Raw genomic sequence first — 25,291 nt, forward strand, 5'->3', positions numbered from 1 at the left:
GCATAGGTCGGCATGTAGAACGTCAGGATGTAGGTCGACACCGTCCCGCCCATCACCGTGAGCATCAGCAGCAGCACCGTGCGCGTGTGCTTCGAGAACAGCTCGTGCAGCACGCCGCGTTCGATCCCGTGATGGCGGTCGCCGGGCGCATCGTCCGCGAGCCGGCGGCGCAGGTACATGCCGACCGGCGCGATCAGCACGCCGACGAGGAACGGCAGCCGCCAGCCCCAGCTTTCGAGCGCGTCCTTCGTCATCGTGTTCGACAGCAGCGCCGCGAAACCCGAGCCCATCAGCGCGGCGCCGCCCTGCGTCGCGAGTTGCCAGCTCGCGCGGAACGCGCGGCGCGACGTGCCGCCCTGTTCGAGCAGCGTCGTCGTCGCCGCGCCGAATTCGCCGCCCTGCGAGAAGCCCTGCATCAGCCGCGCGAACACGACGAGCAGCGGTGCGGCCACGCCGACCTGCGCATACGTGGGGGCAATCGCGATCAGGCCGGTGCCGAGCGCCATCAGCATGATCGTCAGGTTCAGCGCGGCCTTGCGCCCCTTGCGGTCCGCGTAGACGCCGAGCACGACGCTGCCGAGCGGCCGCGTGAAGAAGCCGGCGGCGAACGTCGCGACCGACAGCAGCAGCGACGTGGTCGGGTCGCTCGACGGGAAGAACAGCTTGCCGATCAGCACCGCGAAGAAGCCGTACACCGTGAAGTCGAAGAATTCCAGCCAGTTGCCGATCACGGCCGCCGCGATCGCGCCGCGCCGCGTGACGGCAGGCGCGCCCGGCGCGCCGGCTTCGGCCACGCCCGTCGACGCGGGGTGCAGCGCGAGATGGTCTTTCTGCATCGCTATCCTCTCCTGTCAATGCGGCCGGAAGCGGCGGCTGCGCCCCCCGCCGCTGGAATCACCGCCCGAGGTAACGCTCCACGAGACGCGTCCAGAACGCCGCGCCGATCGGCAGGTTGCGATCGTTGAAGTCGTATTTCGGGTTGTGCACCATGCAGCCGTCCTCGCCTTCGCCGTTGCCGAGCCGCACGAACGAGCCCGGCCGCTGCTGCAGCATGAATGCGAAATCCTCGCTGCCCATCAGCAGGTCGGTCTGCTCGACCACGTGCGCATCGCCGACGAGTTCGCGAGCGACCTGCGCGGCGAAATCCGTTTCGGCATCCGTATTGACGACGACCGGATAGCCCTCGATGTACTCGACGTTCGCGCTCGCGCCGTAGCTCGCGGCCTGCGTTTCGGCCAGCTCGGTGATGCGGCGCTTGAGCAGCGCGCGAACCTCGGGGCTGAACGAGCGCACGCTGAGTTCGAGGCGCGCGCCGTTCGGGATCACGTTGTTCGCGGTGCCCGCGTGCATCGAGCCGACCGTGACGACCGCCGGCTGCGCGGGGTCGACGTTGCGCGCGACGATCGTCTGCAGCGCCATCACGATGCTTGCCGCGACGACGACCGGGTCGACCGTCAGGTGCGGCCGTGCCGCGTGGCCGCCGACGCCTTCGATCGTGATGATCGCCTTGTCGCCGGCCGACATGAACGGGCCGCGCCGCGTGAGGAAGACGCCGGGCGCCGCGCCCGGATGGTTGTGCATGCCGAACACCGCATCGCATGGGAAGCGCTCGAACAGGCCATCGTCGATCATCTTCTTCGCGCCGCTGTCGACGCCGTGCTCTTCCGCCGGCTGGAAGTACAGGTGTACGGTGCCGGAGAAGTTGCGTGTCTTCGCGAGATGCTGCGCGGCGCCGAGCAGCATCGTCGTGTGGCCGTCGTGGCCGCAGGCGTGCATCTTGCCGTGCGTGCCGCTCGCATACGGCAGGCCGGTCGCCTCGACGATCGGCAGCGCGTCCATGTCCGCGCGAATGCCGATGCTGCGCGCGCCGTCGCCCACCCGCAGCGTGCCGACCACGCCCGTCTTGCCGACCCCTCGCGTCACCTGCCAGCCCCATTGCTCGAGCTTGTCCGCGACGAGCGCGGCCGTGTCGTGCTCTTCGTACGCGAGTTCGGGGTGGTGATGGATGTGGTGACGGATCTCGCGCAGCCCGCCGGCGGCGGGCATCAGATCCTCGACTTCGGTGAAGCGGGTATCGGTGGTCATCAAGGGGCTCCTGCGTTTGTCTGCGCACGCCGGTGGCGCGTGCGGGAAAGCGAGCCACTATAGCCAGCCGATATCGGTTCAATAAGATGCGGAATTTTTCACCGTGATAAGTATTTTTAATCAGGGTTAATGCGTAGTCGGCTCATCGCTTTCGGCGCGAACGTCACGGCTTTCCGGCAATCGGCAACCAAGTCGGAGCGGCCGGGCGCGACACGCCCGGCCGTTGCCATCGCAGACGAATTCAGTTCGTCCGGGCGTTCAGTTTCGCCACGAGGACGTCGCCGAATTCCGGCGCCGACATCGGCTGCTGCCCCGTGATCAGCTCGCGATCGACGACCACGTTGCTGTGCCAGTTCGCCACCGTGTCGACGTGAGCGCCGGCTTCGGCCAGCGCGTTCACCGGATAGAACTGCACGTTGCCGCCGAGCCCGTTCGGGCCTTCGAGCTGCTGCTCCTCGCCCGTCGAGAAGACAGTCATCCGGTAACCGGCATACGGCCAGCCGGCCGCGAGGGAATTCGCGTTGCCGTCGTTGGCGACCATCGATGCAACGAAGGCATTCGGGTCGCGCAGCGTGGACAGCAACACGATCGGCCCGTGACAGATGATCCCCTATTCGCGCAGGAGTCTCGCGACATCCTCCTTGCGCTACGCAAATCCGTACAGCTTCGCCGGGTTCGTGACGAATATCAATTGCTGCCGGTCCGCCCGCCCGATCCAGCCGGCGATCACGTCCAGCATGCTCGCGTCGTCCGGCTTGTCCGTCTTCTGCGTCGGGTGCGGCCAGTCGGTGCCCCACAGCATGCGCTCCGGCGCCATGTCGATCAGCGCCTTCGCGACCGGCGCGACGTCGTCGTAGGCCGGCGCCCCCGACTTGCTGTCGACGTACGGCCCCGACAACGTGATCCACGTATGGCCCTTTTCGACGAGGCGTTTCGCAGTCCGAAACGCGGCCGACGACAGCCCGCCGGGCTGCGGCACATGCGCGATATGGTCGATGACGAGCGGGCACGGCAGCGCCGCGAGATGTGGCTCCAGCTCCGGCAGCCGCGCGCCCTGCACCACCAGTTCGATATGCCACCCGAGGTTCGCGATACGCGCGGCGAGCGGCGCCAGCATGTCGAGCGTCGTCGCGCCCGGATAGCTCAGGTTGAACCGGATCGCCCGGATGCCGCCGCGATCGAGCGCCCGAAGTTCGTCGTCGCTCACGGTGCCGTCGACGACGGCCACCCCGCGCGCGTCGTCGCCGAACTGCGCGAGCGCCGCCAGCGTGCAGCGGTTGTCCGTCCCGTACGTCGACGGCGTCACGACCACGTTGCGCGTCACGCCGATACGCGTCTGCACGCGCCGGTATTGCGCGACGGTCGCATTCGGCGGCCGCAGCGTCGTGCCCGGCGCGACCGGGAACCGGTCGTCGTAGATGTGCATGTGACAGTCGATCGCCCCTTCGGGCAGTTGGAACGCCGGCCGCTCGTTGCCGCTCGACCACGTTTCGTCGGCAGCGGCCAGCGTCGGCAATGCGGCCGAAGCCAGCGTCGCGCCGGCGATCCTGAGGAATTCGCGTCTCGCGATGCGCGCCATGATCAGATCGTCCCCGTCTTGCCGACCAGCTTGCCGGACGCATGATCGCGCGTGAGCAGCAGCAGCGTCGCGACGCTCACGAGCGTGAGGATCGCGAGCGGCATCAATGCGAGCGCGTAGCTGCCCGTCGCCGCCTTCACCCACCCGTACACGTTCACCATCAGCCCGCCGCCGAGCAGGTTCGCGATCGCATTGACCGTCGCGAGCCCGGCCGCCACGGTGCTGTTGGACAGCATGTCGGTCGCGAGCGCCCAGAACGGGCCCTTGAACGAATACGCGCCGACCAGCACCGCACAGAGCATGCAGACCGTCGGCAGCAGCGATCCGCTCAGCGACGTCGCGAACAGGCCCACGCCGATCAGCAGCATCGGCACGACCGTGTGCCAGCGCCGTTCGCCGACGCGGTCCGAGCGCCGGCCCCAGTAGACCATCAGGACCGAGGCCACCGCATACGGCACCGAATTCAGCAGCCCGGTCTCCATGACGGTCAGGCCGAACGACTTCAGCAGCTGCGGCTGCCATACGGACAGCGTGCTGCCTGCCGCGGAAGCACAGGTGTCGACGAGCGCGAGGCACAGCACGTAGCGGTTGCGGAACAGTTGCGTGAGCGGCAGAGACGGCACTTTCTTGCGCGTCTTGTGGCCCGCGGCCAGCGCGGTCGTGAGCCATGCGCGCTCGTCGTCGTCGAGCCACTTCGCGTCGTCCGGCTTGTTCGTCAGCATGAACAGGCACGCGATGCCGAGCAGCACGGTCGGAATGCCTTCGAGGATGAACAGCCAGTGCCAGCCGCGCAGGCCCCACACGCCGTCCATCTGCAACAGCAGCGCGGAGATCGGCGAGCCGATGAAGCTCGCGGCCGGAATCGCGACCATGAACGTCGCGACGATCCGCGCACGGTACTGCGCGGGAATCCAGTACGACAGATAAAGCAGCACGCCCGGGAAGAAGCCGGCCTCGGCGGCGCCCAGCAGGAAACGCAGCACGTAGAACGTCGTCGCGTTGTGCACGAGCGCGGTCGCCGCCGACACGATACCCCACGTGATCATGATCCGTGCGATCCAGATCCGCGCGCCGTATTTCTGCAGCGCGAGATTGCTCGGCACTTCGAAAAAGAAGTATGAAATGAAGAACAGGCTGCTGCCGAAGCCGAAGACCTGTGCCGACATTTCCAGGTCATGGTTCATCTGCAGCGATGCCATCCCGACGTTGCCCCGGTCGATGAAGGCAAGCAGGTAGCAGATCATCAAGAAGGGAATGAGTCGCCAGACGACCTTGCGTAAGGTCCGGCGCTCGATCGCGGACGCTTCCATGAAACCGGTTTGCATGTTGTCTCCGTTTATTGTGCGCCTGAGCGCGTTCCTGTGAACCGTTGCCACGCGATGACCGCGATGACCCCGCACGCGAGCACGGCCGCCATGGCGGCGAAGGTGTGTCGCACGCCGAGCGCCTCGGACGCGCTGCCGACGAGCAGGTAACCGAACGGCATCGTGCCGTTGTAGGCCATGCCGTACATCCCGACGAGCCCGCCGCGCACGTGCTCCGGACACTGGCGCTGAATGGTCGCGTTGGTCGACGTGGCCGCGAACGTGAGGCTGAAGCCGAGGGCATAGAACGCGGGAACCGATCCCGCCGCATCGGTGGTCGCGGCCAGCACGGCCAGCGCGCCGACGGCCGTCCACGGCGCATACGCGATGAACCGGCGCGACGCGCGCGGGCCGAGCGCCGACGACAGCAGCACCGCCGCGCTCAACGAGCCGGCCCCGGCGCACGCGAAGAACACGCCGGTAAAGCGCGCGGCGTCGTGAAAGCCCTGGTCCGCGAGCAGCGGCACGAGCGTCTGGTAGCTGCCGGCGAACAGGCCGATGCACGCGAGAATCGGCAGATAGCGAGCCGAGAACGCATCGGACAGCACGTAGCCGACCGCGTCGCGCAAGCCGCTCTCCGCGCGTGACGGGCGGTCCACCGACGCCGCCCGGATCGAGCGCACGCACGCCGCCATGAAGCACAGCGCGAGTGCATAGATCGCAAACGACGTCCTGGGCCCGAGCGTCGGATAGACGAATCCGGCGATGGTCGGGCCGACCATGCGCCCGACGTTGTAGACCATCGTGTTCATCGCGACCGCGTTGGACGTGTGCGTTGCATCCTGCAGGCTCGTCAGCAGCAGCACCTGCCGTGCCGGCGTTTCCACCGCGCTCGACACGCCGATCGCCAGTGCATGCGCGAGGATCAGCTTCACGCCGAGCAGGCCGAGCAGCGACAACGTGAAGAGGCTGCCCGTCAGCAGCAGCGATGCCGTCAGCACGCAGAGCGTCACGCGGCGCGCGTTGGCCGAGCCGATGCGGGAGCCCGCCACCGGCGCGACGATCAGTTGCGGCCCGTACAGCAGGAAGTTGAGCAGCGCGAGGATCGCCGCGGAGCCGGACAGGTGATAGATCAGCAGGTTCAGCGTGACGTTCTGCGTCCAGCTGCCGAGCACCGACGCGACCTGCCCGCTCAGATAGCGCCGCAGCGATGCCTCCGACAGCGCGGGAAACAGCCGGCTCACCCTACCCGCTTGCGTCGCCACGTTCATGACAACGCCTTCCCGCGCGTTTCGGGCGCGACCAGCACGACCACGGCCGCGGCGATGAACGCGACGATCGTCGTCGCGAGTCCGAGCACGAAGCCGCCCGACGTCGACGCGAGCGCGCCGATGATCAGCGGCGCGATGAAGCCGCCGAGCCGGCCGCCGTTGTACGCGAGGCCCATGAAGAACCCGCGCGATGCCGTGTTGCCGATGATCTCCGCGAGGAACGGGCCGGCACCCGCGAAGATGCCGTTCACGCTGAAGCCGGTCAGGAAGATCGCGCTCATCAGCAGCAACGGATTCGCCGACACGATGTACACGCCGACGGCCAGCGCGCCGACCAGCAGGTACGCCAGGAACATCGGCCGCCGGCCGATGCGGTCGACCCATGCCGAGAACAGCAGAAACCCGGCGATCGCGCCGAACTGCAGCGCCAGCACGAACTTCAGGCTGTGCACGAAGTCGAGGTGCTTCACCGTGATGAGGAACGTCGGCGTCCACGTGAATACGCCCCAGTACAGGTACTGCAGAAAGAAGATGAAGCAGAAGGCGGTGAGCAGGCCGCGCACGTTCAGTTTCTCGTGATTGGCCGTGTCGGTCTTGCGGGCCCGAGACTTCGCGTGCCGGCGTTCGAGCCAGATCGGTGATTCCGGCGTCTTGCGCGCGACCCAGAACAGGATGAAGAACGGCGACGCACCGATCAGGAACAGCAGACGCCAGCCGTCGCCGCCCAACCCGCCATGCGCGGCGCCGACGATGCCCGAAATCGCGATCGCGAGAATCGCGCCGATCGGCAAGCCCATCTGCATCAGCGCGCCGCCCTTGCCGCGCCGGCTCGGGTGCCAGGTCTCCGCGATCAGCGCCGCGCCGGCGGTCCAGGTTCCGCCCATGCCGAGCGCGCCGACAAAGCGCAGCGCGGCAAACCCGTGCGCGTCGGGCGCGAATGCAATCAGGCCGGAGAACAGCGAGTAGATGCCGACGCAGAGCAGCGCGGTGCGCACGCGCCCGATCCGGTCCGACACGAAGCCGAACAGAATGCCGCCGACGATCTGTCCGGCCGCCGTGACGCTCGTGAACATGCCGAGCTGCGCCTTGCTCAGCCCGAACTGCAGCGCGAGCGTCGGCAGCAGCAGCGACAGCAGGAACGAGTCGTAGCTCTCGAACGTCCAGCCGAGCCCCGCGAGCGACAGCGAACGCCATTCGGTGCCGGTCACGCGCGTCAATCCTTTTTCCGCGGCGGCGGACTCCATGTCCTGCGTCGCCGCGGTTGCAGTCGTCTTCATGGGTTGTCTCCGGGAAGCGCGATGCGATACGTCGATGCGGCCGTCCGGCTGAACAGCGCGGCCCGTTCATCGGCCGACATCGCGGACGCGAGTCGTTTGAAGGCGTTCCACAGCACGCGATAGCCGAACATCCCCTTGTCGACGGGGAAGTTGCTTTCGAACATGCAGCGCTCGACGCCGAAGCATTCGACGCAGGTGTCGAAATACGGCTGCCACGCCGCCGCCAGTTCGGGCGACGACGGCGGCAGGTCGCGCGCGGCGAAGTCGAAACCGAACACGGTCATGCCCGCGCCGCCGAGCTTCATGCGCGTGTTCGGCAGCGCCGCAAGACGCGCGAGTTGCCGTTTCCATTGCGCATGCACTTCCGTGCGCCGGCCGGCATGCGGGCCCACGCCGAGCGGGCCGCCGAAATGGTCGATGACGATGGTGACGCCATCGCACGCGCGCGCGAGTTCGTACAGGTCGTCGAGCTGCGTGTGATAGACCCACGCGTCCAGCGACAGCCCGTAGCGGCCGAGCGTCGTCACGCCCTGCCGGAATGCCGGGTCCGACATCCGGTCGCGCGGCGGCGTCACCGGGCTCGATCGCACGTCGGGGCTCGCATGCCACGCGAGCGGGTTGCGGATCCCGCGCAGTCGCCCGCCGGATACCTGCAGCATCGTGTCGAGCACCGCCTCGAGTTCCGCACCGAGCGACAGATCGGCGCCGCCGACGATGGCCTCGCAGCATCGCGCGGGACCGTATGCGCCGCTGTCGAACATCGCGGCGACGCCGCTCGCGAACTCCACTTCGCCGACCGGCTTGAACGCATCCGGGCCGCTTGCACGCAACATCGATCGGCACTGCACGTAGACCGTCGACACGACGCGATGCCCGCTGCGCACGTCCGCGCCGAACTCGTCCGCGAGATAGCGCCCGGTCTGCCGGTCCCACAGGTGATGATGGGCGTCGACGATCGCAAGCTCGGGTTCGAGCACCGGCTCGTCGCGCAACGCGAGCCACTCGGGCCGGACGGGCAGATGGGGCGCGTGAACGATCTGCATCGCGGTCGCCGTCAGAACTTCTGGCGCATGCCGATCACCACGCCCGTCTGGTTGTGATCGGGTGCGACCGTGCCATAACCGTTCACGCCGAGCGCGGAGCCGCCCTTGTTACGCGCGAAACCCGCCGTCGCATAGATATCCGTGCGCTTCGACAGCAGATAGTCCGCGCAGAGCACGGCGAGCCACGGATCGGCACTGGTCGAATGCACGTCCTGGTAATAGGCGGTTGCCGTGACCACGAACGCGGGCGACACCGCATATTGCGCGCCGGCCCAGTACAGGTTCGCCGCGCTGGCTTCGGAGCCGTTCGCGACCCGGATCGGGTTCGCCGGCAGGAACGCGTTCGACGCCCGAAGATAGCGATAGCCGGCGAATCCCTTCACCGGTCCGAGCGTAAACGACGCGGCGGCCGTCGCACGACGCTCGGTGCCCGTGTTCGTCGCGACGGTGTTGCTGTTGCGCTGCTCGTACGACACGCTCGCGGCGAGCGGCCCTTGCGAGAAAGTCAGCGCCCCGCTGTAGAAGCGGCCGGTGAGTTGCGCGCCCGGCACCTCGGCGCCGTACCCGGTGTCGTAGCGGGTGCTGTACATGGCTTGCGCCGTCAGCGGACCGAACACGCCGGTGTACTTCACCGAATTGTCGATACGCGCGGCCGCCGCGTAGTCAAGCGACAGCACCGAGTATCGCGACGACGCGCCCATCGGGTCGAAGGCCACGGCCTGTTCATAGAAGAGCGCGTTCTGGCGGCCGAACGTCAGCTGCTGACCCCGGTACGCCAGCCCGACCCACGCCTGCCGGCCGAAAATCCGCGACGTCGTGGCGGCATTCGCACCGAGGCCTTTCGTCGACTGCGCGGTCGTGCCGTCATTGAGGTTGAAGCCGTTTTCCAGCTGGAACAGGGCTTTCATGCCGCCGCCGAGATCCTCGACGCCCTTCAGTCCCCAGCGCGAACCGGACAGATTGCCCGACGCTTCGCGCGTCTGCGCGCCGCCGGTACTCGTATTGTTGATGTGCTCGATGCCGACGTCGGCAATGCCGTACAGCGTGATGCTGCTTTCTGCATGGGCGGTCCCGCACCACGCGGTCGCGCTCGCGACGGTGAGGGCGCCGAGCATGAGGCGGGGTTTCGGGCGGGAATTCTGGCTGGCCTGATTCGACGACATGAAGTCTCCAAACTGTTTTTTGTGGGTGGGTCTTCCGGCGAAAGAACATTCACGGCTCGCGGACGGCAGGCGCTTCGCCAGCGCCCGCGCCCGGATCGCCGAGCCACGCGATGGTCAGCGCGCCGAGCAGCAGCACACCTGACACGGCGATGAGCGGCGCGGTGAAGCCGCCCGAGAATTGCTTGAGCGCGCCGATCATCGACGGCCCGACGAAACCGCCGAGATTGCCGACCGACACGATCAGCGCGAGTCCGCCCGCGGCAGCCCGTCCGGTGAGGAATCCGGACGGGATGGCCCAGTAAGTCGCCTGGAACGCGAGGATCCCGCTCACCGTGACGCACAGCGCGATCAGCTTGAAAACCGGCGCATGAATGAAGGCGCTCGCGCACAACGCCGCGGCGGCGACAGCCAGCGCACCGGCGATATACGGAATACGGTTGGCCGCCCGATTGGCGAGACGCGCCCACCCGAGCATCACGCCGGCGCCGATCGCATACGGAATCGCCGTCAGCCAGCCGACCACCGCGTGTTCGACGCCGAACTGCTTGATGATCTGCGGCATCCACAAGCCGACGCCGAGCGAGCCGACGATCCCGCAGAAGTTGACGAACGCGAGCACGAACACACGCCAGTTCGTCATCGCGTCGCGCAGCTTGCTGCCGTGCTTCGCGCCGATGTCGCGCTGCTCGAACGCGAGGCGCTTCGCGAGCGACGCCTTCTCTTCGTCATTGAGCCACGCGGCTTTCTCGGGGCGGTCGGCCAGCACGAACAGGCACGCGACGCCGAGCATCACGGCCGGTACGCCTTCGATCAGCAGCAGCCACTGCCAGCTGCGCAGCCCGTGCAGGCCGCCGAGTTCGAGCAGCGCACCGGAAACCGGCGAGCCGATCATGTTCGCGACGGGAATGCCGACGAGGAAGGCGGCCGTCACCTTCGCGCGCCACTTGCCGGGAAACCAGTGCGTGAAATACAGGTAGATGCCGGGCGTGAACCCGGCCTCGGCGAGCCCGAGCAGGAAGCGCGCGGCCGCAAAGCTTTTCGGTCCGACGACGAACGCCGTCGCCATCGAGAACAGGCCCCACGTGATCATGATTCTCGCGATCCATACGCGCGCCCCGACCTTCTGCATGATCAGGTTGCTCGGAATCTCGAACAGGAAATAGCCGATGAAGAACAGGCCGGCGCCGACACCGAACTGCTCGGCCGTCAGACCGAGATCCTTGTTCATCGTCAGCGCGGCAAAACCGACGTTGGTCCTGTCGAGATAGCTGATCACGTAGCAGACGAAGATGAACGGCAGAATGCGCCGGAACGCCTTCGCGAGCGTGCGCTCGCTGGCCGCGTAATCGTCGCCGGCAAGCTGCGCCGACGATGGTGCGTCGGCGCGCGGTGCGTCATCGCCGGCACGCAGCGCGTGCGAAATGGTCATGCTTGTCTCCTTCGTCGCGCGGCTGGCGGCACGATCTTTCGGCATGCGGGCGGGAAGCCGACGCGCGGCTTCCCGGCTCGTGGGTCTCAGTCCTGCTTCACTGCCTGTTTCGCCGCCTGTTTCGGCAGCGGGCCGGCGATGCTCATGTCCGCTTTCAGCACGGAACCGGACGTCGATTCGGTGATGAAGAGCGTCTTCATGTCCGGGCCGCCGAAGCACACGCTCGTGAGCGACGCCCCTTTCGGCCCGGTCAGGATCTCGACGGGCTCCGCGCAGTGGTTGAGCACCCACACGCGCCCGAGCCCCGGATTCGCGACGAACAGGCGGCCTTCGAGATCGACCGTGAGGCCGTCGGGGCCGCTCGGTCCGTAGGAGGTAAAGAACTGGCTGACCTTGGTGACCGACCCGTCGGCCTGCAGCGGCATGCGCCACACGGCATTGCCGCGCGTCATCGCGACGAACAGCACTTTCTCGTCGCGCGACAGCACGAGCCCGTTCGGGCTCGGGCAGGTGCCGAGCAGCATGTCGAGCTTGCCGTCGGGCGACAGCCGATACACGCGGCCCGTCGGATCGTGCAGCCCGGTCTGCCCCTGGTCGGTGAAATAGATATTGCCGGCCGAGTCGAACGTCAGGTCGTTCACGCCCTTGAAGCGCTCGGTGTTGCGGCGCTCGAGATACGGGCGAATTTCACCGCGCTCGATATCGAGCAGCATCAGGCCGTTCCGGTAGTCGGTGATGATCAGGTGCGATGCGTCGAAGCGCTTCATCCCGTTGGGCTCGCCGTCGTATTCGACGACGAGCTCCCAGTCGCCCGACGGCGAAATGCGGAAGACGCGCCCGTGCGGAATGTCGGTCACGAACAGATAGCCGTCCGGATCCCAGACCGGCCCTTCGAGAAAGGAATCCGTGACCATGCCGCCGCGATTCGCGCGCGCCCATTCCGTGCGGACGTCCGGCTTGCGAAACTTGTCCGGCATGCGCGTGAACACGTCGGCTTCGCGCACGTCGGGGTTCGTCAGATAAAACATGCGTTCCTCGATGTTCAGGGTTCAAGCCGCGCTGTGCGCGCGTTCGTCGAGCACCGCGAGGACGTTGGCGGCCGCGCCCTTGCCCATGTTCACGTACGCGGCATCGCTGACGCCGCCGATATGCGGAGACAGAATCACGTTGGGGATCTGCTGGAACGGGTGCGGCGTCGTCATCGGCTCGACGTCGAAGCTGTCGAGCCCGGCCGCGCGCACCTGGCCGCTCGCCAGCGCGTCGGCAAGCGCGGGTTCGTCGATCAAGCCACCGCGTGCGGTATTGACGACGATCGCCCCGCGCTTGAAACGCGCGAGCGTGTCGCGGTTGAGCATCCGGCGGTTGTCGGCCGTCAACGGACAATGCAGCGACACGACGTCCGACTCCGCGTACAGCGTGTCGAGCGGCACGAGCTTCACACCGACAGGCGCTTCCTTGGCGAACGGATCGAACGCGAGCACCTTCATCCCGAACGCCGCGCCGATCGCGGCCACGCGCCGGCCGATCGCGCCGAGACCGACGAGGCCGAGCGTGCGCCCGTCGAGTTCGACGGACTTGTGCGTCGACTTGTCCCAATGACCTTCGCGCATGCGCATATCGAGCTGCGTAACCGACTTCGCACATGCGAGCAACAGCGCCCATGCGTGCTCGGCGACGGCGGCCGCATTCGCGCCGACCGCCGCGCGCACCGCGATGCCGCGTGCGGCAGCCGCGTCCTGATCGATCACGTCGATGCCGCTGCCGTGCTTCGAAATCACCTGCAGGTTTTCGGCGGCGTCCATGATGCGGGCGTTGATCTTGCCGTACCGGACGATGATCGCGACCGGCTTGTGCTCGATGCACAGCGCCACGATGTCGTCCTCGGTCGGTTGCTTGCCGGCGAACACGACGTCGAACTGCGCGAGCATGTCGAGCGCTTGCGGCGCAAGGTCGGCGGCGGTCACGAGGACCACGGGTTTAGGCGAAGCGGCGTGCATCACAGCGCCTCGCCTTCGGCCAGCATGCCGGCCGCGCGCAGTTCCTTCTCGATCCAGCCTGGACGAAGGTCGCCCTTGTGGATCGCCGCGATACGCGCGGTCTCGAAGTCGAGCTTTTTCTGCGCGAGATCGACGATGCGCGCGACGTCGGCGCGCGCAATGACGACGACGCCGTCGGCGTCGCCGACCACCAGGTCGCCCGGATTGACCGCCGTGCCGCCGAGCGAGATCGGCGCATTCACGCGCCCCGCGATGCTCTTGGTCGGGCCGCACGGATTGAGGCCGGCCGCGAAGACCGGATAGTCGCCGTTGGCCAGTTCATGCGCGTCGCGCACCGCGCCGTCGATGACGATGCCGGCGATGCCGCTCGCCTTCGCCTGCGCCGCCATGATTTCGCCGAGCAGCGCGCACGAGATGTCGCCCTTGCCGTCGACCACGACGACGTCGCCCGGCTGCGCGACGGCGAGCGCCGCATGGATCGCCAGGTTGTCGCCCGGGCGGACTTCGACCGTGATCGCGGGGCCGGCGACCTTCATCTTCGGCGACAACGGCCGCACGCGGCCATGCACCGTGCCGCGGCGGCCGGCGACGTCGGCCAGGATCGCGGCCTGGTAGCGCGCGGCCGCCTGAACGAGTTCCGGCGACACGCGTTCGATGTCGCGATTGATCGGAGAAGTGCTGGCGGATGTGTTGCTCATGATTCGACCTCGAGTTGCGCGTTGTACTCTGTACAACACTGGTGTACATGGTGAAATCACTATAACCAGACGACGCGCGCCATGGCACTGGCGTTTACCCTTTTACGTGGTAAACCAGCGTTTTACTCTGTACAATCTCAGGTGAATGTCGACGGGAGAGAAGGAATGGGAAACGACGGGGTCGTTGCCGTGGAAAAGGCGCTTGCGCTGCTGGACTGCTTCAAGCCCGGCGCCGAATCGCAGTCGCTCGCGACGCTGTCGCAGGCATCCGGCATGCACAAGACGACGGTCTATCGGCTGATGAATTCGCTGGAGCGAATGGGCTACGTCGTGCGCGCGCAGTCCGGCAACTATTCGCTCGGACATCGCGTGCTGTACCTCGGCAAGCTGTACGAGCAGTCCTTCCATCTGTCCACGGTGGTGGAACCGGCGCTGCATGCGCTGGCCGCGCTGACGAAGGAAAGCGCATCGTACTACGTGCACGACGACGGCCAGCGGCTTTGCCTGTTTCGCGTCGAGCCGTCCGAAGGTCTACGTGAAACGCGCCTCGCGGGCACGAAGCTGCCGCTCGACGACACCGCCATCAGCCACGTGATCCGCTTCTGGGGGCTCGGCGAACCGATCTACGACAAGCCGCCTGCGCTGCCCCTCTTCACCGCGGGCGCGCGCGACGTGCACACGGCGGCGTTCGCGGTGCCGGTCTTCGGCGCCGGCGACAAGTTCATGGCGGCACTGACGCTTTCCGGTCCGGCATCCCGCCTGAGCGTCGCGCACGAGTCGGGCGAGCTCGATCGACCGCAACTGGATGCGGCCGCCGATCTCTCCCGGAAGCTGGGGGCGAGCGTCGCGCTCTGCGAGCACGTCTACGGCACCTGATCGCCGTTTCGGCAAAGGTCGGAGTCAAGCCGACGAGCCGTTCGTCGCCTGACGGTGGAAACGTTCGCCCACGCCACGCCCGCGCGCTGCGGCATGACGCCTGCATCGCCGCACCGACGCGACGGCCCGTCGGCTCCGCCGAGAAAATCGATCGCGCCGGCCCGCGACCGGGCTTGCGCGGGCGGCACGCTCGACGCGCCGCCCGCGACGACGGCCGCCCTTACTCGATAGCCTTGAGCGCATCCAGCCCGTCCGGCAGCTTCGCGTCCGGGAACTGCGTGGACAGCGTGGCGTCGCGCCACCGCGCCGCCTCTTCCGCGCGCTGTCGTTCCGCCTGCTCGCAGACGAACAGCGCATCGCCGCCGAGCAGCAGGCGCAGCGGCACGTCGTCGCGACGCGACAGGTCGACGATCAGCGCCGCGATCCGCGCGGGATCGCCGATCTCGTGGCCGCCGTACGCACCGAGCAGCTCGAGAATCTTGCCGACCGACGGCTGATAGTCGGGCAGCAGATCGTCGACGTCACGCTTCGCCTGCGCGGCCCATTCGGTACGCATCCCGCCCGGTTCGAGCGTGCACACGCGCACGCCGAACGGCGCGACTTCCTTCGCGAGCACGTCGCTGAATCCGCCGACCGCCCACTTCGCGGCCTGATACGCGGACAACCCGGGCGTCGACGTCCGCCCGCCGACCGACGACACCTGGAAGATGTGCCCCGCGCGCTGCGCGCGCATCGTCGGCAGCACCGCGCGCGTCAGGTTGATCACGCCGAACAGGTTCGTTTCGACCTGATCGCGGAACGCGTCGGCGCCCATCTGCTCGAACGGCGCCGTATGGCCGTAGCCCGCGTTGTTCACCAGCACGTCGATGCGGCCGAACGCGGCGCGTGCCGCGGCGACGGCCTGCTCCGCCGCCGCTTCGTCGGTGACGTCGAGCGCGACCGGCAGCAAGCGGTCGCCATACCGTTCGGCCAGATCGGCCAGTCGCGCCGGGTCGCGTGCGCCGGCCACCAGTCGGTCGCCCGCCGCCAGCACCGCTTCCGAAATCGCTCGCCCGAGGCCGCGTGCGGCCCCCGTTACCATCCAGACTTTCGACATTTTTCCACTCCTTGATCGTGGTGAAACGATGAAAATGAATGATTACTCACTCATTAATATGGACGATGAAGCGATCCTTGATGACCTGCATCGCCCTGCCTGAAACGCCCCGCCCGTCGTCGCGGCACGCGCCGCGCCGACGTCCATGCTTGATTCACACCGTGTGCAACGCGGCCCACATCGCGCGAAACCCCGCTTCCCGGTAGGCATCGGCCCGCGCCGGATCGCGCGCGATGGATTCCATCGCGGTTTCCGCGATCGACGCGAACAACGCCGAACAGAACGCATGCGCTTCGTCGCGGTTCAGCGCGCCCGACGCGGCGACCTGCTCGCGCAGCAGCGCACCGATCCCGCCGAAGCCTTCCGAGCCGGCCGCACGATGCGCGTCGTCGATGCGCCCGCTCACGCCCAACTGCTGCAGCGCACGCCGGCCGTCCGGATTCGCGACGCCCCACGACACATAGCCGTTCCACGCATGCCGCACCGCCTGCTCGGCCGGCGCGTGTTCCGGAAACCCGGTCATCATCGCCTCGCGCAGGCCGGCCTTCAGGTTCAGGTAGAGCGCGTTCAGCAACGCATCCTTGGTCTCGAAATAGGTGAACACCGTGCCTTCCGCCACGCCGGCCAGCCTGGCGATGCGCGCGGTCGTCGCGCTCGCGCCGTCCTCGGCGAGCGCGCGCGCGGCCGCGGCGAGGATGGCGTCGTGCTTGTCAGGACTGCGCGGTCGGGCCACAATCGATTCCTTTAATGAGTGAGCGCTCAATCATAATGGGGCGATCATGTGGAATGCAAGCCCTGTTTCATCCGGGGGAACCCATACGCAATCCATCAAAACCGTGCACTATTAGCGTTTTCACGTACGGGTGCGTTCACGTATCGGCGCCCTGTGCCTCGACGTTCGTTCCACGCTCACCGTTTCAGACGCGAACCTCCCATGACGAATCAGCCTACCCAGACCGCGGCCGACCGGCCCGTTGACATGATCATCTTCGGCGGCGGCGGCGACCTGGCCGCCCGCAAGCTGTTGCCCGCGCTGTACATGGCGCACCTGCACTGCAACCTGCCGCCGGAGACGCGCATCATCGCGGTCGGCCGCCGCGACTGGGGCATCGACGGCTATCGCAAGTTCATGGACGAGCAGTCGCGCCCGTTCATCGACGAGAAGGCGTTCGACGCCGATGCGTGGAGCCGCTTCCTCGACCTGTTCAAGTACGTGCTGATCGACGTGAACGCGCCGGAAGACTACGCGCGGCTCGCCGAAGCGGCGCGCGGCGACGCGATCCGCGTGTTCTACCTGTCGACGTCGCCGGAGCTGTTCACGACGATCTGCGACAACCTGTCGGCCGCGCATCTCGTCGACAGGCACTCGCGCGTCGTCCTCGAAAAGCCGCTGGGCCACGATCTCGCGTCCGCGAAGGCGATCAACAACGCGGTCGGCAAGCACTTCGAGGAATCGCAGATCTACCGGATCGACCACTATCTCGGCAAGGAAACCGTGCAGAACCTGATGGTGCTGCGCTTCGGCAACCCGATCTTCGGGCCGCTGTGGCAGGCGCCGAACATCCGCAGCGTGCAGATCACGGTCGCGGAAACGGTCGGCGTCGGCAGCCGCGCGGGTTTCTACGACCATACCGGCGCGCTGCGCGACATGGTGCAGAACCACCTGCTGCAACTGCTGTGCATCGTCGCGATGGAGCCGCCCGTGTCGCTCGACCCGGACGCGGTGCGCGACGAGAAGCTGAAGGTGCTGCGCTCGCTGCGGCCGATGTCGCTGTCGGACGTCGCGCGCGACACGGTGCGCGGCCAGTACACGGCCGGCGCGGTCGACGGCCAGCCGGTCAAGGGCTATCTCGAGGAAGACAACGTGCCGGCGGACAGCCGCGCGGAAACCTTCGTCGCGCTGCGCGCGCACATCAACAACTGGCGCTGGGCGAACGTGCCGTTCTTCCTGCGCACCGGCAAGCGGCTGCAGCGCCGCCAGTCTGAGATCGTGATCGAGTTCGCGGACATGCCGTTCTCGATCATCCCGACCGGCCCGCGCAATTACGGCAACCGCCTCGTGATCCAGTTGCAGCCGGAAGAGTCGATCCAGCTGCAGATGCTCGCGAAGGAACCGGGCAGCGGGATGAACATGGTGCCGGTGAGCCTGAACCTCGACCTGCAGCAGGCGATTCCGGAGCGGCGCGCGGAAGCGTACGAACGGCTGCTGATCGACGTGATCCGCGGCCGCCTCACGCACTTCATGCGCCGCGACGAACTCGAAGCCGCCTGGTCGTGGGTCGAGCCGATCCTCGACGGCTGGAAGCAGCTCGGCGACCGGCCGCGCCTGTACACGGCCGGCACGTTCGGGCCCGCGGCTTCGTCGGCGCTGCTCGCGCGCGACGGGATGTCGTGGGCCGAGGAAGCGTAGAAAGCGCAGCACGCGACGGCATGTCGGGGGCGCAAGCGCCGTCGGCATGCCGGATCACATCGGCGCGCCCGCCGCGCGCCGCCCGCCTTCGCGCCGTTCGCTTCGGCCGGAGAAAGTCCGCCGAGCTGTCCCGCGCGGGAACGGCGCCCGGCGGCAACGATACAGCCGCCCCCGGCTACACCGTCCCCATCCACGCCGCCTTGCGCCGTGCCGGCGCATCGCTGCCGCCGCCCAGCACCTCGATCATGTAATCGACGAACGACGCGATCCGCGACGAAATCGCGGTATTCCGGTAATACACCGCGTTGATAGGCTGTTCGATCTCGAGCGTCTGGCGCGCGAGCACCTGCACGAGCCGCCCGGCCTCGCGATCCTGCGCGGTCATGAAATCCGACAGGCAGACGACACCCGCGCCCTCCAGCGCGAGCTGCCGCAACGTCTCGCCGCTCGACGAACAGATGTCCGGCTCGATGCGGCACGCTTCGCCGTCCGCGCCGAGGATCGGCCACACGTTCAGCGATTCGGGCTGCGTGAAGCCGAGCAGCGTGTGCTTGCCGAGATCCTCGACCTTGCGAGGCTGGCCGTGCGCTTCGAGATACGCGGGGCTCGCGAAGATGCGCAGCCGGCTGTTGCCGATCCGCCTGCTGTGCAGCGTCGAATCCTTCAGCCGGCCGATCCGGATCGCGACGTCGGTGCGCCGCTCCAGCAGGTCGATGATGCCCTCGTTGCTGTTCAGTTCCAGCTCGACTTTCGGGAAGCGTTCGCGATAGCCGCGCACGAGCGGCACGATCACGTGCAGCATGAACGGCGTCGCGGCGTCGACGCGCAGCCGCCCCGACGGCATCTCGCGTCGCGCGAGCATCTGCTCTTCCGCCGTCTCGACCGATTCGATGATCGCGCGTGCGTCCTGCAGGAACGCGCGCCCTTCCTCGGTCAGTTCGAGCCGGCGCGTGGTCCGGCGCAGCAGCGTGGTCTTCAGCTTCTCCTCGAGCCGTGCGAGCGTGCGGCTCGTGGCCGACACGGTGAGGTCGAGCTGCTGGGCGGCGGCGGTGATCGAACCGGTGTCGACCACGGCGGCAAAGGCCTGGAGTTCGTCGAGAGTGATTTTCATTGTTGATTTGAAATCAAAACAATTTGGTTTATAGACGAGTTTTTCAGCAAAAGTAAAGCCGGCACACTGCGATCCATTCCTACTGAAACCCGGATCCTGTCATGCCACTCGCGTTGCTTGCGCTGACCATCAGCGCCTTTGCCATCGGCACCACCGAATTCGTGATCGTCGGGCTGATCCCGACGATCGGTGCCGACCTCGGCGTCAGCCTGCCGTCCGCCGGCCTGCTCGTCAGCCTCTATGCGCTGAGCGTCGCCATCGGCGCGCCGCTGCTCACCGCGCTCACCGGCCGCGTGCCGCGCAAGACGCTGCTCGCCGGGCTGATGGCGCTCTTCACCGTCGGCAACCTCGTCGCCTGGCAGGCGCCCAGCTACGAATCGCTGATCGTCGCACGCATCCTCACCGGCCTCGCGCACGGCGTGTTCTTCTCGGTCGGCTCGATCATCGCGACCACGCTCGTGCCGAAGGAGAAGGCCGCCAGCGCGATCGCGACGATGTTCAGCGGCATGACCGTCGCGTTCGTCGCCGGCATTCCGCTCGGCACCTTCATCGGCCAGCACTTCGGCTGGCGCGCGACGTTCCTGATCGTCGCGCTGTTCGGCCTGGTCGCGTTCCTCGGCGCGGTGGCGTTCGTGCCGCGCGGGCTGCCGCAGACGCCGCCGGCGCCGCTCGCCCGCCAGCTGCGCGTGCTGGCCCAGCCGCGCCTGCTGCTCGTCTATGCGATGACGGCCGTCGGCTACGGCGGCTCGCTGATCGCGTTCACGTACATGGCGCCGCTGCTCGAACAGATCGCCGGCTTCACGCCGTCGCAGGTCAGCCTCGTGCTCGTCGGCTACGGCGTGTCGGTCGCAGTCGGCAACGTGTGGGGCGGCAAGCTCGCGGATGCCGTCGGCCCCGTGAAGGCGCTCAAGCGGATCTTCCTGCTGCTCGCGATCGTGCTGCTCGCGCTGACCTTCACGATCCACGTGAAATGGCTCGCGGTGCTGACGATGCTCGCATGGGGCGCGGTCGCGTTCGGCAACGTGCCGGGGCTGCAGGTGTACGTCGTCAAGCAGGCGCGCCACTTCGCGCCGGACGCCACCGACGTCGCATCGGGCTTCAACATCGCCGCCTTCAACCTCGGCGTGGCCGGCGGCTCGTCGCTCGGCGGCCTGATCGTCGCGAACGTCGGCCTCGGCCACACGCCTTGGATCGCCGCCGTCGTCACGCTCGGCGCGTTCGCGCTCACCGCATTGAGCGGCCGTCTCGACCGCAGCCACGGGCTGCCGGAACGCACGGCCGAACCCGTCGAACTCGCCCATTGAACGTCACCTATTCACAGGAGCCACCCGCATGAACGCATCGACCCGACGTCCGCCGTTCGCCGGCAAGACTTTCGAAGTCCGTTACGACGGCCTCACCGCGCTCAACGCATACGACGAGGACGGCCTCCACATGCGCTACGAGATCACCGAAGGCCCGTACGCGGGCGCGAAGGGTGAAGTCGAATACACGTGGCAACTCATCGCCGGCGAGGCCTACGCGATCTCGTGGCAGGAAGCCGATCGCGCCACCGTCGTGCACATCGACGATTTCGCCGCCGGCACGTCGCGCTCGTTCTTCACCGCGTCGTCGCTCGATTTCTACCGGCTCGACGGCAGCCTGCGCACGGTCTGAACGGACGGAGCCCCCAATCATGCCCACATCACTCGACAGGCTCGCCGACGGCGGCTTCAGCATCGGCATCGAACTGCCGCTCGACAACGACTGGACCCCGTCCGGCAACGCGAAACGCCGGCACGACGGCCGCCACCCGGGCGTGCCCGACCTCGACATCCACGCGGAGCTCGCGCAACTGGCCGACACGCTCGGTTTTCGCGCACTCTGGGTGCGCGACGTGCCGGTGTACGACCCGTCGTTCGGCGACGCCGCGCAGGTGTTCGAAACGTTCTCGTATCTCGGCTACCTCGCCGGGATCACGCACGACATCCTGCTCGGCACGGCGGCCGTCGTGCTGCCGCTGCGCGAGCCGCTGCTGACGCTGAAATCGGCCGCGACGATCCAGGAACTGAGCGGCGGCCGCCTGATGCTCGGCGTCGCGAGCGGCGATCGGCCGGTCGAATATCCGCTGTTCGGCCGCGACTTCGCGTCGCGCGGCGCGAATTTCCGCGACCAGGTCGCGCTGCTGCGCGACGGCGCGCGCGGGCACCTGCCGCCGGGCCTCGAGGTGCTGCCGGCCGCGCGCTCGCCGGTGCCGCTGCTCGTCGCGGGTCTCGCACAGCAAACGCCCGCGTGGATCGGCGAACACATGGACGGCTGCCTCGCGTATCCGGGCACGCCGGCCGACCATGCGCAGCGCGCCGCGAACTGGCGCGCGGTGGCCGGCGACAAACCGTACGTGAGCTTCATCCACCTCGACCTCGCGGAAGATCCGCACGAGCCGCTGCAGCGGCACCGCTTCGGCGCCCGCGCCGGACGCATCGCGCTGACGGAAGAGCTCGCGGCGATGCGCGACGCGGGCGTACGGCACATCGGCCTGCATTTCCGCCGCAACTGCCGCCCGCTCGACGAGACGATGGCCGAGATCGCGGCGGACGTGCTGCCGATATTCCACGCGAATACGAAGGCAAACGCGCAGACGTGCGCCGCATAAGGCCGGCAACGGCCTCGAGCGAGCCCGCTGCACGACCGATATTTGAATTCAAATCAAATATTTTTGACCTCTAAAGGCGTTTATCTCATCAGTATCAAGCGCCAGAATGACTTCCATACCGCAACCGTTCCACCCCTTTCAGGAGCACTTGATGAGCAACATTCCCGCATTCGGCCTCGGTACGTTCCGCCTGCAAGGCCAGGTGGTCATCGACTCGGTGCGTAACGGCCTCGAAGTGGGTTACCGCGCGATCGACACCGCGCAGATCTACGGCAACGAAGCCGAAGTCGGCGAAGCGATCGCCGCTTCGGGCGTGCGCCGCGAAGACCTGTTCCTCACGACGAAGATCTGGGTCGACAACTACGCACCGGAAAAGCTCGTCGCGAGCCTCGAGGAAAGCCTGCGCAAGCTGCGCACCGACTATGTCGACCTGACGCTGATCCACTGGCCGGCCCCGGGCAACGGCGTGTCGATCCAGGCGTTCATGACCGCGCTGGCCGACGCGAAGGCGAAGGGCCTCACGCGCCAGATCGGCATCTCGAATTTCAACATCGAACTGACGAAGGAAGCGATCGCGGCCGTTGGCAAGGATGCGATCGCGACGAACCAGATCGAACTGAGCCCGTACCTGCAGAACCGCAAGCTCGTCGAGTTCCTGAACGCCGAAGGCATCCACGTGACGTCGTACATGACGCTCGCGTACGGCAAGGTGCTCGGCGACCCGGTGATCGGCGCGATCGCACAGCGTCACGACGCGACGCCGGCACAGGTCGCACTCGCGTGGGCGCTGCAGCTCGGCTACTCGGTGATTCCGTCGTCGACGAAGCGCGAGAACCTCGCGAGCAACCTGCTCGCGCAGACGCTGCGCCTGACCGACGAAGACATGGCGCAGATCGCCGCGCTGGAGCGCAACGGCCGCGAAGTCGACCCGGCCGGCCTCGCGCCGAAGTGGGACTAAACGCACCGCTCTCTCGATCGAATCGTCCGCGGCCAGCCGGCCGCGGCCCCGACAGGACACCATCATGACCCAGGACCCGCTTTTCCAACCGCTGCAATTCGGCGCGCTGACGCTGCCGAACCGCATCGTGATGCCGCCGATGACGCGTTCGCGCGCCAGCCAGCCCGGCGACGAAGCCAACGAACTGATGGCCGCGTATTACGCGCAGCGCGCGAGTGCGGGCCTGATCGTCAGCGAAGGCACCTACATCGCGCCGCTCGGCAAGGGCTACGCATGGACGCCCGGCATTCACACGCCGTCGCAGGTCGCCGGCTGGCGCAAGGTGACGGAGGCCGTGCATGCCGCGCACGGCCGCATCTTCGCGCAGCTGTGGCACGTCGGCCGCCTGAGCCACACGAGCCTGCTCGGCGGCGCGCAACCCGTATCGTCGTCGCCGCTCCAGGCGAAGGGCGTGAACGTGTTCATCGCCGGTGAGGACGGCAGCACGCCGGGCTTCGTGCAGGCATCCGAGCCGCGCGCGCTGTCCGTCGACGAAATCCGCGAGATCGTCGACCAGTACCGCACCGCCGCGCGCCACGCGATCGAAGCCGGCTTCGACGGCGTCGAGCTGCACGGCGCGAATGGCTACCTCGTCAACCAGTTCATCGATTCGAATGCGAACACGCGTACCGACCAATACGGCGGCTCGCTGGAGAACCGGCTGCGCTTCCTGCGTGAAGTCACGCAGGCGCTGATCGAAGGCACCGGCGACGCGTCGCGCGTCGGCATCCGCCTCGCGCCGCTGACCACGTTGAACGGCTGCGTCGACGACGATCCGGAAACGACCTACCTCGCCGCCGCGAAGCTGCTCGGCGAGCTCGGCGTCGGCTACCTGCACATCGCGGAAGCCGACTGGGACGACGCGCCGCTGATGCCGGTCGCATTCAAGCAGCAGCTGCGCGCCGCGTACCCGGGCGTGCTGATCTACGCCGGCGCGTACACCGCCGAGCGCGCACGCGAAGCGATCGCCGCCGGCTGGGCCGACCTCGTCGCGTTCGGCCGCCCGTTCGTCGCGAACCCCGACCTGCCCGAACGCCTGCGCACCGGCGCCGCGCTCGCGCCGCACGACCGCAACACGCTGTTCGGCGGCGGCGCCCAGGGCCTGACCGACTACCCGACGCTCGCGCAAGCCGCTGCGTAACGATTCACCGCAGTCCGGCATGAAAGCAACGCTCGCCCGGCTCGCGTTCGGCGCGATCCTGCCGTTCGCGGCGGCCCGGGCGGCGCACGCCGCGCCGGCCGCACCCGCGGCCGACCGGTATCCGTCCGTCCAGGGCGCGAACGACGCGTTCGGCGGCGACATGTGAGTGGGCGTCGGAGGTCTATCCGAATCCGCACACGCAGGATGAATTCCCGATCGACCAGTACGTGCGCGCGAAGCGCGGCATCTGCAACCTGGAGCTGATCGACAGCCGGGCGCTGGTGCGCGACAAGGCGTGGGAATTCCCGTTCGTGCTCGGCCAGCCCCTGTACGTCGGCTCCACGCAGGTCAACATCAACCCGGTTGCGATCCGCCGATCGCCCCTCCGCCTCCCGACCATCGCGGCCGCTAGCGCCGCGATCGTCATTTCCGGGTTGCAGCCTGCGCCATCGGCGTCTAGTGTTGACGAGATCGACTTCACACGACCGTCACCCGACCTGAGAGGACGCTCCGCCATGCCCAGCCGTTCCCCGACACGCGACATGCTGCTGGCCCTTGCGGCCAGTCTCTATTGCGCGGCGTTCACCGCGCCCGCGCATGCCGACGAGGCCGCCGGCCTCGCGCCGCCCGAGCCGGCCACGCCGGTGCTGTCGACTACCGCGAGCGGCATGCAGGTCTATGCATGCGAATACGACGCCGGGCACCGGCTCGCGTGGGCATTCCAGTACCCCGAAGCCCTGCTGTTCGATGCCGGCGGCACGCTCGTCGTCCGGCACGGCGCGGGCCCGTCGTGGGAGGCACTCGACGGCAGCCGCGTCACCGGCAAGAAGCTCGCGGAAGCGCCGGGCACACACCCGGGCAGCGTTCCTCAACTGCTGCTCGCGGCCACGCCGGCCGCAACCGGCACGCTTGCCGGCGTGCGCTTCGTGCAGCGGCTCGACACGGCGGGCGGCACGCCGCCGGCCGCGACGTGCACGACCGAGCATGCGGTCGGACGCTTTCCTTACTTCGCGCGTTATGTGTTCCTGAAGTGAGGTGACGTGACGTGAGGTAACGCCCGGCGCCGCCGGCACCGGGCATCTTCCCGCTTCCTGCCGCCACGCCGCCACGTCACCATTCATTCAGTTTTCCTGTCTTTCATGCGCACAAGCGTGACAGCGTCGACACCCGCGTTACGCCCGT

The 25,291-nt window shown here is 67.6% G+C and carries 24 protein-coding genes and 1 pseudogene; 9 read left to right on the forward strand and 16 right to left on the reverse strand.

The features are described from left to right. From FOZ70_RS25070 to FOZ70_RS25130, 13 genes are all read right to left on the reverse strand, one after another. Positions 1-836 (reverse strand): MFS transporter (locus tag FOZ70_RS25070; RefSeq protein WP_219707073.1); only part of this gene is annotated, 836 nt, incomplete at its 3' end. Between the two features lie 58 nt (positions 837-894). Next, positions 895-2,085 carry a M20 aminoacylase family protein gene (locus FOZ70_RS25075; protein WP_219707075.1) on the reverse strand — a complete coding sequence of 397 codons (1,191 nt, stop codon included), beginning with the start codon at positions 2,083-2,085 and terminating at the stop codon, positions 895-897. 241 nt (positions 2,086-2,326) lie between these two features. Continuing rightward, positions 2,327-2,671: a hypothetical protein gene (locus FOZ70_RS25080; protein WP_226281747.1), complete on the reverse strand. Its 345-nt coding sequence runs from the start codon at positions 2,669-2,671 to the stop codon at positions 2,327-2,329. A 60-nt stretch (positions 2,672-2,731) separates the two neighbouring features. Continuing rightward, complete coding sequence (locus FOZ70_RS25085) at positions 2,732-3,664, reverse strand: amidohydrolase family protein (protein WP_219707077.1); 933 nt, start codon at positions 3,662-3,664, stop codon at positions 2,732-2,734. Positions 3,665-3,666: 2 nt separating this feature from the next. Further along, positions 3,667-4,989, reverse strand: coding sequence for an MFS transporter (locus FOZ70_RS25090; protein WP_219707079.1), 1,323 nt, complete (start codon positions 4,987-4,989; stop codon positions 3,667-3,669). A gap of 11 nt (positions 4,990-5,000) precedes the next feature. Further along, positions 5,001-6,239, reverse strand: coding sequence for an MFS transporter (locus tag FOZ70_RS25095; RefSeq protein ID WP_219707087.1), 1,239 nt, complete (start codon positions 6,237-6,239; stop codon positions 5,001-5,003). Next, the gene (locus tag FOZ70_RS25100; RefSeq protein WP_219707089.1) at positions 6,236-7,516 is read right to left on the reverse strand and encodes an MFS transporter; all 1,281 of its coding nucleotides are present in this window, start codon (positions 7,514-7,516) and stop codon (positions 6,236-6,238) included. The genes FOZ70_RS25095 and FOZ70_RS25100 overlap by 4 nt, the downstream gene beginning before the upstream one ends. Continuing rightward, positions 7,513-8,559 (reverse strand): amidohydrolase family protein, encoded by a 1,047-nt coding sequence (locus FOZ70_RS25105; RefSeq protein WP_219707094.1) that lies wholly within the window; start codon positions 8,557-8,559, stop codon positions 7,513-7,515. Before FOZ70_RS25105 ends, FOZ70_RS25100 begins: the two co-directional genes overlap by 4 nt. 11 nt (positions 8,560-8,570) lie before the next feature. Further along, positions 8,571-9,722, reverse strand: coding sequence for a porin (locus FOZ70_RS25110; RefSeq protein ID WP_219707096.1), 1,152 nt, complete (start codon positions 9,720-9,722; stop codon positions 8,571-8,573). Between the two features lie 49 nt (positions 9,723-9,771). After that, a complete protein-coding gene (locus FOZ70_RS25115) occupies positions 9,772-11,151 on the reverse strand; it encodes an MFS transporter (protein ID WP_219707098.1) in 1,380 nt (459 codons plus the stop codon). An 86-nt stretch (positions 11,152-11,237) separates the two neighbouring features. After that, positions 11,238-12,179, reverse strand: coding sequence for an SMP-30/gluconolactonase/LRE family protein (locus FOZ70_RS25120; protein WP_219707100.1), 942 nt, complete (start codon positions 12,177-12,179; stop codon positions 11,238-11,240). A gap of 21 nt (positions 12,180-12,200) precedes the next feature. Beyond that, complete coding sequence (locus tag FOZ70_RS25125; protein WP_060220013.1) at positions 12,201-13,148, reverse strand: hydroxyacid dehydrogenase; 948 nt, start codon at positions 13,146-13,148, stop codon at positions 12,201-12,203. Further along, complete coding sequence (locus FOZ70_RS25130) at positions 13,148-13,846, reverse strand: RraA family protein (RefSeq protein WP_124841417.1); 699 nt, start codon at positions 13,844-13,846, stop codon at positions 13,148-13,150. Before FOZ70_RS25130 ends, FOZ70_RS25125 begins: the two co-directional genes overlap by 1 nt. Before the next feature lie 165 nt (positions 13,847-14,011). On the opposite strand from FOZ70_RS25130, the gene FOZ70_RS25135 reads away from it, so the two are divergent. Further along, positions 14,012-14,722 (forward strand): IclR family transcriptional regulator, encoded by a 711-nt coding sequence (locus FOZ70_RS25135; protein WP_021156453.1) that lies wholly within the window; start codon positions 14,012-14,014, stop codon positions 14,720-14,722. 220 nt (positions 14,723-14,942) lie between these two features. Here FOZ70_RS25135 and FOZ70_RS25140 read toward each other — a convergent pair whose 3' ends face one another. Together FOZ70_RS25140 and FOZ70_RS25145 are read right to left on the reverse strand one after the other, a co-directional pair. Continuing rightward, positions 14,943-15,818 carry an SDR family NAD(P)-dependent oxidoreductase gene (locus FOZ70_RS25140; RefSeq protein ID WP_059590983.1) on the reverse strand — a complete coding sequence of 292 codons (876 nt, stop codon included), beginning with the start codon at positions 15,816-15,818 and terminating at the stop codon, positions 14,943-14,945. A gap of 154 nt (positions 15,819-15,972) precedes the next feature. Further along, a complete protein-coding gene (locus tag FOZ70_RS25145) occupies positions 15,973-16,551 on the reverse strand; it encodes a TetR/AcrR family transcriptional regulator (protein ID WP_060376397.1) in 579 nt (192 codons plus the stop codon). A 201-nt stretch (positions 16,552-16,752) separates the two neighbouring features. Here FOZ70_RS25145 and zwf point away from each other — a divergent pair, with 201 nt between their 5' ends. Then, the gene (gene zwf, locus FOZ70_RS25150) at positions 16,753-18,228 is read left to right on the forward strand and encodes a glucose-6-phosphate dehydrogenase (RefSeq protein WP_042972725.1); all 1,476 of its coding nucleotides are present in this window, start codon (positions 16,753-16,755) and stop codon (positions 18,226-18,228) included. Positions 18,229-18,403: 175 nt separating this feature from the next. On the opposite strand, the gene FOZ70_RS25155 is transcribed toward zwf, so the two are convergent. Further along, positions 18,404-19,339: a LysR family transcriptional regulator gene (locus FOZ70_RS25155; RefSeq protein WP_060051006.1), complete on the reverse strand. Its 936-nt coding sequence runs from the start codon at positions 19,337-19,339 to the stop codon at positions 18,404-18,406. A 101-nt stretch (positions 19,340-19,440) separates the two neighbouring features. Between FOZ70_RS25155 and FOZ70_RS25160 the strand changes: the two genes are divergently transcribed. The 7 genes and pseudogenes from FOZ70_RS25160 (at position 19,441) to FOZ70_RS25190 (ending at position 25,143) form a co-directional block, all read left to right on the forward strand. After that, complete coding sequence (locus tag FOZ70_RS25160; RefSeq protein WP_059487487.1) at positions 19,441-20,643, forward strand: MFS transporter; 1,203 nt, start codon at positions 19,441-19,443, stop codon at positions 20,641-20,643. A gap of 28 nt (positions 20,644-20,671) precedes the next feature. Continuing rightward, positions 20,672-20,995, forward strand: a complete 324-nt coding sequence (locus FOZ70_RS25165) for a hypothetical protein (protein ID WP_059676059.1) — start codon at positions 20,672-20,674, stop codon at positions 20,993-20,995. A gap of 19 nt (positions 20,996-21,014) precedes the next feature. Continuing rightward, positions 21,015-21,971: an LLM class oxidoreductase gene (locus tag FOZ70_RS25170; RefSeq protein WP_165582059.1), complete on the forward strand. Its 957-nt coding sequence runs from the start codon at positions 21,015-21,017 to the stop codon at positions 21,969-21,971. A gap of 151 nt (positions 21,972-22,122) precedes the next feature. Then, the gene (gene dkgB / locus FOZ70_RS25175) at positions 22,123-22,929 is read left to right on the forward strand and encodes a 2,5-didehydrogluconate reductase DkgB (protein ID WP_059590975.1); all 807 of its coding nucleotides are present in this window, start codon (positions 22,123-22,125) and stop codon (positions 22,927-22,929) included. Between the two features lie 64 nt (positions 22,930-22,993). Next, entirely contained in the window at positions 22,994-24,109 is a 1,116-nt protein-coding gene (locus tag FOZ70_RS25180; protein WP_060159784.1) for an alkene reductase, read from the forward strand. A 145-nt stretch (positions 24,110-24,254) separates the two neighbouring features. After that, positions 24,255-24,483 (forward strand): annotated as a pseudogene (locus FOZ70_RS38545) (cyclase family protein); the annotation flags it as partial. A 141-nt stretch (positions 24,484-24,624) separates the two neighbouring features. After that, a complete protein-coding gene (locus FOZ70_RS25190; RefSeq protein ID WP_048023480.1) occupies positions 24,625-25,143 on the forward strand; it encodes a DUF3455 domain-containing protein in 519 nt (172 codons plus the stop codon). The last annotated feature ends 148 nt before the right edge of the window (positions 25,144-25,291 follow it).

This window comes from Burkholderia sp. COPS, assembly GCF_019425585.1.
In the GTDB taxonomy this organism is placed as follows: Bacteria; Pseudomonadota; Gammaproteobacteria; order Burkholderiales; family Burkholderiaceae; genus Burkholderia; species Burkholderia cepacia.

What these genes read in the sequence shown, in the direction of transcription:
- FOZ70_RS25075 (WP_219707075.1), bottom strand. Translation starts at nt 2,085, where the DNA reads ATGACCACCGATACCCGCTTCACCGAAGTCGAGGATCTGATGCCCGCC.
- FOZ70_RS25085 (WP_219707077.1), bottom strand. Translation starts at nt 3,664, where the DNA reads ATGGCGCGCATCGCGAGACGCGAATTCCTCAGGATCGCCGGCGCGACG.
- FOZ70_RS25090 (WP_219707079.1), bottom strand. Translation starts at nt 4,989, where the DNA reads ATGCAAACCGGTTTCATGGAAGCGTCCGCGATCGAGCGCCGGACCTTA.
- FOZ70_RS25095 (WP_219707087.1), bottom strand. Translation starts at nt 6,239, where the DNA reads ATGAACGTGGCGACGCAAGCGGGTAGGGTGAGCCGGCTGTTTCCCGCG.
- FOZ70_RS25100 (WP_219707089.1), bottom strand. Translation starts at nt 7,516, where the DNA reads ATGAAGACGACTGCAACCGCGGCGACGCAGGACATGGAGTCCGCCGCC.
- FOZ70_RS25105 (WP_219707094.1), bottom strand. Translation starts at nt 8,559, where the DNA reads ATGCAGATCGTTCACGCGCCCCATCTGCCCGTCCGGCCCGAGTGGCTC.
- FOZ70_RS25110 (WP_219707096.1), bottom strand. Translation starts at nt 9,722, where the DNA reads ATGTCGTCGAATCAGGCCAGCCAGAATTCCCGCCCGAAACCCCGCCTC.
- FOZ70_RS25115 (WP_219707098.1), bottom strand. Translation starts at nt 11,151, where the DNA reads ATGACCATTTCGCACGCGCTGCGTGCCGGCGATGACGCACCGCGCGCC.
- FOZ70_RS25120 (WP_219707100.1), bottom strand. Translation starts at nt 12,179, where the DNA reads ATGTTTTATCTGACGAACCCCGACGTGCGCGAAGCCGACGTGTTCACG.
- FOZ70_RS25125 (WP_060220013.1), bottom strand. Translation starts at nt 13,148, where the DNA reads ATGCACGCCGCTTCGCCTAAACCCGTGGTCCTCGTGACCGCCGCCGAC.
- FOZ70_RS25130 (WP_124841417.1), bottom strand. Translation starts at nt 13,846, where the DNA reads ATGAGCAACACATCCGCCAGCACTTCTCCGATCAATCGCGACATCGAA.
- FOZ70_RS25135 (WP_021156453.1), top strand. Translation starts at nt 14,012, where the DNA reads ATGGGAAACGACGGGGTCGTTGCCGTGGAAAAGGCGCTTGCGCTGCTG.
- FOZ70_RS25140 (WP_059590983.1), bottom strand. Translation starts at nt 15,818, where the DNA reads ATGTCGAAAGTCTGGATGGTAACGGGGGCCGCACGCGGCCTCGGGCGA.
- zwf (WP_042972725.1), top strand. Translation starts at nt 16,753, where the DNA reads ATGACGAATCAGCCTACCCAGACCGCGGCCGACCGGCCCGTTGACATG.
- FOZ70_RS25155 (WP_060051006.1), bottom strand. Translation starts at nt 19,339, where the DNA reads ATGAAAATCACTCTCGACGAACTCCAGGCCTTTGCCGCCGTGGTCGAC.
- FOZ70_RS25160 (WP_059487487.1), top strand. Translation starts at nt 19,441, where the DNA reads ATGCCACTCGCGTTGCTTGCGCTGACCATCAGCGCCTTTGCCATCGGC.
- FOZ70_RS25165 (WP_059676059.1), top strand. Translation starts at nt 20,672, where the DNA reads ATGAACGCATCGACCCGACGTCCGCCGTTCGCCGGCAAGACTTTCGAA.
- FOZ70_RS25170 (WP_165582059.1), top strand. Translation starts at nt 21,015, where the DNA reads ATGCCCACATCACTCGACAGGCTCGCCGACGGCGGCTTCAGCATCGGC.
- dkgB (WP_059590975.1), top strand. Translation starts at nt 22,123, where the DNA reads ATGAGCAACATTCCCGCATTCGGCCTCGGTACGTTCCGCCTGCAAGGC.
- FOZ70_RS25180 (WP_060159784.1), top strand. Translation starts at nt 22,994, where the DNA reads ATGACCCAGGACCCGCTTTTCCAACCGCTGCAATTCGGCGCGCTGACG.
- FOZ70_RS25190 (WP_048023480.1), top strand. Translation starts at nt 24,625, where the DNA reads ATGCCCAGCCGTTCCCCGACACGCGACATGCTGCTGGCCCTTGCGGCC.